Here is a 5975-nt window from a genome sequence, read left to right as displayed (position 1 = left end):
GGGCCTGCGCTGACCCTTGATGGTCGCTCAGGCCGGCCACTTACCCCCAGCTCTGCTACACCACGTACTGGGACACGACCGGTACTCGATCCGCTGCCGGCGAGGTTGTCATCTTGCTGCTCCCGATCGACGCTCGCCATTCCGGGCGGCGCTGCACCGGTTGGTGAGGTAGGACGCCGCGGTAGTCGGGTGAGAGTGACAAGTGTGACGGGATTCCGATGGACTCGCTGATCATCGCCGCCGCGCGGGCGCTTGCGGCGGGTGATCCGCTCGCGGCGCTGAAGCGTGTCGCGCTGCGCGACGATCCGCCCGCGCTGGCGCTGCGCGGCATCGCGATGGCCCAGCTGGGCAATCTGACGCGCGCGAAGGAACTGCTGCGCGCGGCGGCACGCGGCTTCGGCCCGGGCGAAGCTGTCGCCCGCGCGAGATGCGTCCTCGCCGAGGCTGAGATTGCGCTTGTCACACGCGATCTGGGCGGGCCAATGCAGGCTCTCGGCGCGGCGCGGGCGACGCTCGCGGCGGGGGGCGACCGTGCGAATGCGGCGCATGCCGGCTATCTCGAAGCGCGCTGCCTTCTCCTGATTGGCCGCCTCGACGCAGCCGAGCGAATGCTCGATGCGCTCGAACCCGATGCGCTCGAACCCGATGCGCTCCCGCCGCCGTCATGCGTCGGCTACTGGCTGGTCGCCGCCGGCCTCGCAATGCGACGCATCCGGACCGAGGCGGCGCGCGCCGCCCTCCGCCGCGCCGCACACGCAGCGCGCAAGGCGGGGATCCCCGCGCGCGCCGCGGAGGTGAAACGCGCGTCACACGAGCTCGACGCGCCTGCCGCAACCTTAGTCGCGCGCGACGAGAAGCGCCTGCTCGGGCTCGCCGAGGTCGAAGCGCTGATCGCCTCGGACGTGCTGGTGGTGGATGCCTGCTGCAACCTCGTGCGTGCCGGCACGGTGGTGGTCCCGCTTGCCGGCCGTCCCGTGCTCTTCGCGCTAGCCCGCGCTCTCGCCGAGGCATGGCCCGACGACGCGTCGCGCGAGGCGCTGGTGGCGGGCGCATTCCGAGCGCGCGACGCGGACGAATCACAGCGTGCACGGCTGCGCGTCGAAATCGGACGTCTCCGCACAGCGCTTCGGCCGCTGGCCGGTGTGAATGCGACAAAGCGCGGCTTCCGGCTGGAGCGTACGCGTCGTGACGACCCCACGGCATTGGATGCTTGACGCTGGCGGGAAGTCTGCGGGTGTGGCGGGCGGCTACGACGCGTGCTGGCGCCAGTAGGCGCGGATGGCGCGGACGGCCTCGGGGATGTGGTGGTAGGCCTGTGCGGCATGCGCCAACTTCTCGGGCTGGCCCTGAAGGAGGCGCTCGACAGTCTCGGTGGCGTCGCAGGTGATGATGGGCAGCATGAGCCCGACGAGGTCCTCGCGCTCGAGCATGGGCCGCCAGGCCGCCGGCCAGCGCTTGACGGCGAACATGAAGCCGGCGGCCCAGGGCTGGGCGATGACGGTGCCGTCGTCGGTGCGCAGGTAGAGCGGCTGCCAGCGCCGGCCGGCATCGAGCGCCAGCATGCGGCGGACTGCCTCGTGGTGCTCGAGCACGGCCTGGACAGCGGCCAGGCCCATCGGCGTCGTTGGAAGGTTCGGGCCGAAGATCACCCGCAGCCAGGCCTCGGTCTCGATGCGCTCGGGGCCGGTGAGAAGGGCGGCGCAGAAGCCGTCGATCGAGGTCACGGTCCAGTTGCGGCGGGCGATGTCGGGCTGGCCCGCGAGCCAGGTGTCGAGGTCGTCGAGCGAGAGGGCCGGGATGCGGCTGCGGCGCCGGCTCATGCCGCGGCGGCGGGCTGGGCGTCGCGCCAGGTCCAGGGCAGCAGGGTGTGCAGCGCCTTGCTGCTGACCTCGCTGCGGACCATGCGCTCCAGCACGTCGGTGAGCCAGACCTGCGGGTTGACGCCGTTCAGAATGGCGGTGCGGACCAGGGTCGTGGCGATCGCCCAGGTGTCGCCCCCGCCCTCGCTGCCGGCGAAGAGCGCGGCGCGGCGCGTCTTGGCCACCGGCCGGATTTCCCGCTCGACCGTGTTCGTATCCATCTCCAGCCGGCCGTCCTCGAGGTAGCGGCAGAGCCCCTCCCAGTGCCGCAGACCATAGCGGATCGCCGTGGCCAACGCCGAGCCCTGGCTGACCTTGTCCAGTTGTGTCTCCAGCCAGGGGCGGAGCGCCTCGACCAGCGATGCGCTGCGGGCTTGGCGCACCGCCCGTCGTGCCTCGGGTGCCTGGCCGCGGATCTCGCGCTCGATGCCGTACAACGCACCGATGCGCAGCAGGGCCTCGGCGGCAATCGGCGAGCCGTTATGGGCGTGGATCTTGTGGAAGCGCCGGCGCAGGTGGCTCCAGCAGAAGGCGAGCGTGACCGCACCGCCCCGGCGCTGGTTGGCGAGCCTGCGGAAACCGCGATAGCCGTCCACCTGTAGGGTGCCGCTGAACCCGGCAAGATGGGCCGCCGGTCTGGCCGCCTTGCGGTCGCGCGCGTAGACATAAGCCACGGCTGGCGGGCCATGTCCGAGCGAGGCGCGATCATCGGCCGCGTAGCACCAGAGCCGGCCCTCGCGCGTTCGGCCAAGGCCACGCTCCAGGGTGGGCAGCGGCGTGTCGTCGGCGAACACCCGGGCATGTCCGATGACATGGTCGAGGATGAGATCACGCAACGGGCGCAGCCACCAGCAGGCCTGGCCGACCCAGTCGCACAGCGTGGCGCGGTCGAGCTGGATGCCCTGCCGAGCCAGGATCTGACATTGGCGATAAAGCGGAAGGCCGTCGCCGTACTTGGCCACCAGCACCTGAACCAGCAGCGCCTCGGTAGGCAGGCCACCGGTGACGACGCGCGCTGGCGCCGGCTGCTGGTGTACCCCGTCCTCGCAGCGTCGGCAGGCATAGCGAGGCCGGACAGTCACCACCACCCGGAGCTGGGCAGGCACGACGTCAAGCCGCTCGGCGCGGTCCTCGCCGATGCAGCGCATCTCCTCGCGGCAGCACGGGCAGTGACGATCGGCAAGGTCCAGCACCTGCTCGATCCGCTCGAGGTGTGCCGGCAGGCGGCCACGGTTGCGACGCCGCTCGGAGCGCGGCTTGTGGTCACGTGGCGGCTGATTGTCGTTGCTCGCCGGCGGTGGAGCGGATGGTGCCCCGCCGAGAGCCAAGGCTAGCTGCCCGGGATCGACCCGCTCAGCACTCTGGCCGAAGCGGTCCCGGCGCAGGTCGTGGATGATCTGCTCCAGCGCCGCGATGCGCGCCTCAGCCGCGGCGAGCGAGGCGCGCAGCTGCGCGACCTCCTCCGCTGCATCACCGCTGCTGTTGGCATGATCGTCGGACACGCCGGAATTGTCGCCGACCTGCCCTCGTCGGACCAAGCAAAAGCAGCATGCTACGGCATCACGCTGCCGTAGGTCGCCACTCCCGCTGCACCGATCGCCATTCCAGGCCCTCCAACAGCAGGGAAGCCTGCGCAGGCGACAACGTGACGGATCCGGTCGACGTCATGGGCCAGGGGAAATGCCCATGCTCGAGCCGCCGCACCAGCAGGCTGAGCGCGACGCCGTCATGCCAGAGCGCCTTGAGCGACCGACCCCTGCGGCCCCGGAAGAGGTAGACCGCGCCATCGAACGGATTGGCACCGAGCGACTGCTGTACCAGCGTGGACAAGCGGTCCATCCCAGCCCTCATATCAATCACGCCGCAGGCCAGGTAGACCCGCGTGCCGGGAGGTGGCCCGATCATGGCGCACGCACCGCCGACAGCACGCGTCGTAATGCGGCCTCGTCGACGTCCCGTCCAACCCGAACCGTCGCGCCACAAGGCAGGGCAACCTCGATCCGCCCCACGTCGCGATCATCAGCCAAAACTGACATCTCCGGCGGTGGCGCAAGTGGTTCCGCCTCGGCCATGGGCGAAGACGGCGCTACCGTCACCTCCGCGAAGGCGGGTACTGGCATGGCGCCAAGCTCGCCCCGCTGCATTTGCCTCCGCCAGGTGTAGATCAGACCCGTGCCGATACCCCAGCGCCGGGCCACCTCGGTCACCAGCGCCCCGGGCTGCATAGCCTCCGCCACGATCAGCTGTTTCTGCTCGTCCGACCACATCCGGCGCCGTTCGCCGCGGGTCACCACCTCCACTACCTCGCTGCGAGTACCCATACGCGCACTCTTATGCGTACTCGTGGTCTCTACGTCCGCCTCCATGCCTGCCTCCGTCAGCCAGAGACCGACATCACGCCCTCAAGGCCGGGGCGTGTCGCCAGATGGGGTCGTCACGACGCGTACGCTGGAGCCGCATCGGGCGCCAAGAACCGTCCTGCTCACGCCGCCCGTCGAGGGCGAGCATGCCGGGGTGCTTGCCCTGCTCTCCGATGGCGAAGCGTGGTCGAGCTCCGCGATTGCCCTCGCGCTCGGCGTCAGCCCCCGCACCGTCCAGCGCGCGCTTGAGGTGTTGGTGGAGGCTGGCAAGGTCACTCCGGTCGGCCGCGGCCGCGCGCGCCGTTGGCTGGCACCGGGCGTGCCGGGATTCCCGACAGGCTTGTTGCTCCCGACCCCAATCGCGCGAGGCTAGACTGGGCGGATGAAGCGCGCAGCCGCCGAGATCCTTCGCAAATATGGCCCCTTTGCCGAGGTGGAGGGGGTGCATGGCGTCACCTTCGACGGGCAGCGGGTCTGGTTCGCCTCGGGCGATGAGCTGAACGCCCTCGATCCCGAGAGTGGGCGGATCCTTGGCGCGCTCGATGTTCCGGCGCATGCAGGAACGGCCTTCGACGGCAAGCATCTCTTCCAGATCGGTGAGGCGGTGATACGGCGGATCGATCCCCACACCGGCGAGGTGCTCGGCACGATCACGGCGCCCGGCCATGGCGCCGATTCCGGGCTTGCCTGGGCGGACGGCACGCTCTGGGTCGGCCAGCACCGCGGCTGCCGGATCTACCAGATAGACCCGGAAACCGGCGCCGTGCTTCGCACCATCGAATCCGACCGCTTTGTCACCGGCGTCACCTGGGTCGATGGCGAGCTTTGGCATGGCACCTGGCAGGAGGAGGCGAGTGAGATCCGCCGGATCGATCCTGCTTCGGGCGAGGTGCTGGAGCGTCTCGACATGCCGGCGGGTACCGGTGTTTCGAGCCTTGAATCCGACGGCGGCAACCGCTTTTTCTGCGGCGGCGGGAACAGCAGGACGGTGAGGGCCGTGCGTCGGCCCAGGCGTGTCAGTAGGGTCCGCTGAGCGACCTTTCCGCGCACTTCAAGCGAAATCACACGGCAGCGGTCGGAGCGAACCCGGAGTAGTTGAGTGCTGCGCCTCCATGCCGTGGCGGCCTCGCGTTCCGAAGCCGTCCAGGTCTGCGGAGGATCGCTTCCGACCGGTGGTGCCGGAGCGTATCGCTTTTCCATCGCCCTTGCTGGCCTACCCCATGGAGACCGGATGGGAGAGAGCACAGGCCGTTCCGGTGCGCTCTGCCGTCCACCTGCCCTCGCGCAATGGAGGGAGGACGAGCGGGGCGGTGGCGAGCAGTTGGGCAGCACCGAGCACGAGAAAGCCCGCTTTCCCGGGAGGGCGCCGGCCCGGCCTCGGCCTCCAGCTGCAGGGCCAACCACAACACGAGCACCGTCATTGCGCGGTCGCCGAAGCTCGGCGTGGAGCCTGACCTGGAAGCCGGGCCGCGGCAGGCCGTGCAGCCAAGCCATCCGTAAGTGGAACCTCATCGTCGCGTCACCGGATGTGGCGCCCTCGACGCGCCCGACGTCCAGCAGCATTAAAGTCCAGCGGCGGACGCTATACTGCACGAGCTTCCCACCCCGCCGTACGAACCGGCATCGCTGGCCTGGCTCCGATCCGGCATCCCGTAACCTGCGACACAGCCCGCGGCGCAACGGGTGGGCGGGACGGGTGCAGCATCAGGCCACTCTCGGTCACCTCCACCTTCGCGTGCCGGTACACTGCGAGAAC

6 protein-coding genes are annotated in these 5975 nt (G+C 70.0%); 2 read left to right on the top strand and 4 right to left on the bottom strand.

All coding sequences use genetic code 11. From position 1 onward, the window contains the following. Nucleotides 1-218: 218 nt before the first annotated feature. A complete protein-coding gene (locus Q7A36_RS37900) occupies nucleotides 219-1214 on the top strand; it encodes a helix-turn-helix domain-containing protein (RefSeq protein WP_305108975.1) in 996 nt (331 codons plus the stop codon). Between the two features lie 33 nt (nucleotides 1215-1247). Here the strand turns inward: Q7A36_RS37900 and Q7A36_RS37895 are convergent, their stop codons facing one another. The 4 genes from Q7A36_RS37895 to tnpA are packed head-to-tail and all read right to left on the bottom strand — an operon-like array spanning nucleotide 1248 to nucleotide 4159. Further along, nucleotides 1248-1820, bottom strand: coding sequence for a YecA/YgfB family protein (locus Q7A36_RS37895; protein WP_305108974.1), 573 nt, complete (start codon nucleotides 1818-1820; stop codon nucleotides 1248-1250). Then, complete coding sequence (tnpC, locus tag Q7A36_RS37890; protein ID WP_305108973.1) at nucleotides 1817-3361, bottom strand: IS66 family transposase; 1545 nt, start codon at nucleotides 3359-3361, stop codon at nucleotides 1817-1819. Before tnpC ends, Q7A36_RS37895 begins: the two co-directional genes overlap by 4 nt. A gap of 58 nt (nucleotides 3362-3419) precedes the next feature. Continuing rightward, a complete protein-coding gene (tnpB, locus tag Q7A36_RS37885; RefSeq protein WP_305108972.1) occupies nucleotides 3420-3764 on the bottom strand; it encodes an IS66 family insertion sequence element accessory protein TnpB in 345 nt (114 codons plus the stop codon). After that, nucleotides 3761-4159, bottom strand: a complete 399-nt coding sequence (gene tnpA, locus Q7A36_RS37880; RefSeq protein ID WP_305108971.1) for an IS66-like element accessory protein TnpA — start codon at nucleotides 4157-4159, stop codon at nucleotides 3761-3763. Before tnpA ends, tnpB begins: the two co-directional genes overlap by 4 nt. 442 nt (nucleotides 4160-4601) lie before the next feature. On the opposite strand from tnpA, the gene Q7A36_RS37875 reads away from it, so the two are divergent. Continuing rightward, complete coding sequence (locus tag Q7A36_RS37875) at nucleotides 4602-5252, top strand: Vgb family protein (protein ID WP_305108970.1); 651 nt, start codon at nucleotides 4602-4604, stop codon at nucleotides 5250-5252. Nucleotides 5253-5975 lie beyond the last annotated feature (723 nt).

The organism is Paracraurococcus lichenis (genome assembly GCF_030657435.1).
Lineage (GTDB): Bacteria > Pseudomonadota > Alphaproteobacteria > Acetobacterales > Acetobacteraceae > Paracraurococcus > Paracraurococcus lichenis.
Note: the sequence above shows the minus strand (reverse complement) of the source record. Positions and strands in the feature narration are given on the sequence as shown.